This is a genomic window from Aurantimonas sp. A2-1-M11 (genome assembly GCF_036549475.1).
Taxonomy (GTDB): Bacteria; Pseudomonadota; Alphaproteobacteria; order Rhizobiales; family Rhizobiaceae; genus Aurantimonas.
The window spans coordinates 1-2665 of the sequence record NZ_JAZHLI010000161.1 but is presented as its reverse complement, the minus strand read 5'-3'; the positions used below and the strand labels follow the sequence as shown (position 1 = coordinate 2665).

Sequence of the window (2665 nt, the reverse complement as noted above, 5' to 3'; positions counted from 1 at the left end):
CACTGGAAGTAGCCCTGGCCGCGGATGTTGACGTGGTGGAGCGGCTGGTGATGGCTCTGGGGATCGAGGTCGGCTTCGAGGAAGGCGCGATCGAGACCGTTTTTGAGGATCGATCGGATCGAAGCGACGGAGCGGGCCTTGATGGCAATGCCGCGCTGGCAGGCGGCATCGACGCGGGCCTTGCCGTAGCTTTTGACCAGCGACAGAATGCCGAGACAGGTTCGAAAGCCCTGTCGGGATGCGGCCTGTCTTCGATGACGGCCTGGAAGAAGGCCCCGGTGGCAGGGCCGACCTTCTCGCCGGCGGCGATCAATCCTTGCGGTGTCCACTGCCCATGGCGACGATGGGCGCTCGGCATGTGATCGGCAATGGTGGTGTGGCCGCGTCGGTTGGGGGCGAGCGCGTGACTGGCGATCCTGTGACCCTTGTGGAAGATCTCGACCGTCCTTTCCGCGATCNGTGTCCACTGCCCATGGCGACGATGGGCGCTCGGCATGTGATCGGCAATGGTCGTGTGGCCGCGTCGGTTGGGGGCGAGCGCGTGACTGGCGATCCTGTGACCCTTGTGGAAGATCTCGACCGTCCTTTCCGCGATGCGCACGTCCACGAGTTCGCGGATGAGGCGGAAGGGCGTGGAATACCAATGCCCGTCGATCTCGACATGATAGTCGGGCGCGACGCGGCATCGCTTCCAGCGGGCGAAGACGTACGGCTCCGCCGGCAGCTCGGCGAGCTTGTCGCGGTCGAGNTCTCGACATGATAGTCGGGCGCGACGCGGCATCGCTTCCAGCGGGCGAAGACGTACGGCTCCGCCGGCAGCTCGGCGAGTTTGTCGCGGTCGATTTCGGCAAAGAGTTCGGCCCGGCTCGCCCGGAAGCTGCGCATCGTGCGGGCGTTGATCTGGGCGACGAGGACGGCGATGGCGACGTTCAGATCGTCGAGAGAGAAGAAGCGGTGATGACGCAGCCGCGCCAGGATCCAGCGCTGGGCGATCTGGACGGCAACCTCGACTTTGGCTTTGTCCTTGGGCTTTCTCGGGCGCGCCGCCAGGATCGTGGTGCCGTAATGACGTGCCATCTCGGCATAGGTGCGATTGAGGCCGGGGTCGTAGCGGTCGGGATTGGTGACGGCGGCCTTCAGGTTGTCGCAGACGACAAACTTCGGTGCGCCGCCGAGAAATGCGAAGAGGCCGACATGGACGCTGATCCAGTCGCAGAGGCTCTCACTCGGGCAGGCGATGGCATAGGTGTAGTTCGAGGCACCCATCGTCGCGACGAACAGCTTCATGGCCTGCGCCTCGCCGGTGACGGGATCGAAGATGTCGATCGTGTCGCCGGCGAAATCGACAAAGACCTTCTCGCCGCCGACATGGCGCTGGCGCATCGAGGGCCGCATCCTTCCCTTCCAGGCCTCGAATGACGTGCAGAACCAGGTGTAGCCGAAGGCGTCGGGCTGGTCGGCGCGGTATTCCTCCCAGAGAAGAAGCCGCGTCACATTGCGGCGGCGCAGCTCCTTCTCGATATAGGCCCATTCGGGAACCGGGCGCCGGTCGTTCTGCGAGGAGGGCCGCGGTGCCGGGAACAGCAGAAGCTCGAGCCCATCGTCGTCTATCGCCTCCGGCAGCGGCCATTCCAGCCCGGCGTGACGAGCGCGTTTGAGGTAGCCGTTGACGACGCCATTGCTCAGGCCAAGCGTTTGGGCGATCGCTCGTTCCGACAACCCCTGGGCGTGCTTCAGGCGGAGAACTTCTCTGATCCGGCGCATCGACAGTCTCGCGGTTGGCATCGGTAGCCTCGTTTGTTGGACGAGGCGTCCCGAAGTCCGGTGGAGGTGTCGGCCGTAGCGTCCCGCAGCTTCTCGAAAGCTGCTCACGATCCTCTGAAATCGATGCTCACGATGCCGCGAAATCCATGCTCACGATCGTCTGAAATCCGTGCTCACGATCGCGCGAATTACGCATCTCAACGCGCGGTACGAGATGGGTCCATACATCTGGCATGTCCCGGCCGACAGGCACGACTTCCTGACCTTCCTGTTCAACGTCGCCGATCTGATGCCGTTTGCCCGACGGTTCGCGATGGAGGATGAGGAGTTTGCGATTCGCATCTACGTCGCCACCGATGGCCTGGTGGGGCGCGTCATGCGTTTGGCTGCCAAGGCGACCGCCATCGCCGCCGACCGTCTTGCGAACGGACTGACCATGGCCGATTTCGCAAATGCCTTCGACGCGACGAAGAAGCATGGGGTCACCGCAAACCCCTTCCGGGGATCGGTCGGGAAGGTGCCGAGCGCCCCGCAGAACCTGATGGACGATCGCCCCGACGAGGAAGACGAACAGGCTTCACACGACGAAGGCCCGCAGGACTGGCAGGACGTGCAGGCCGACGCGGATCTCGAAGACGGCGTCGGCTTGGAAGACGAGGAGGGCGAGACCCGTGAGCTGGAGGAGGGCCTGCGCGAGACCAAGGTGAATCCCGGCGGCCCCGATCATGGCGTGGATGCGGGAAGTGACCAGTTCGGAGAACCGGACAGCCGGCCAGAGGTGGCAGAGGAGCAGGGGAATCGCATTTGGAAATTTTTGTAGTCTGATTGTTCACTTGCGTTTGCGGTTGCGATGGATTCTTCGCTTGGCCGGCGGATTTTCGCCGTTGGGAGGATGCCGTGG

Annotated in this window: 1 protein-coding gene and 2 pseudogenes; 1 reads left to right on the top strand and 2 read right to left on the bottom strand. The window is 63.8% G+C overall.

The window, feature by feature from the left end; genetic code table 11:
* Together VQ042_RS26265 and istA are read right to left on the bottom strand one after the other, a co-directional pair.
* Positions 1–352 (bottom strand): annotated as a pseudogene (locus VQ042_RS26265) (IS21 family transposase); the annotation flags it as partial.
* A 120-nt stretch (positions 353–472) separates the two neighbouring features.
* Positions 473–1785: pseudogene (gene istA, locus VQ042_RS25190) on the bottom strand (IS21 family transposase); the annotation flags it as partial.
* 148 nt (positions 1786–1933) lie between these two features.
* On the opposite strand from istA, the gene VQ042_RS25185 reads away from it, so the two are divergent.
* On the top strand, positions 1934–2584 hold the full coding sequence (locus tag VQ042_RS25185; RefSeq protein WP_331822988.1) for a hypothetical protein: 651 nt from the start codon (positions 1934–1936) through the stop codon (positions 2582–2584).
* Positions 2585–2665: the final 81 nt, after the last annotated feature.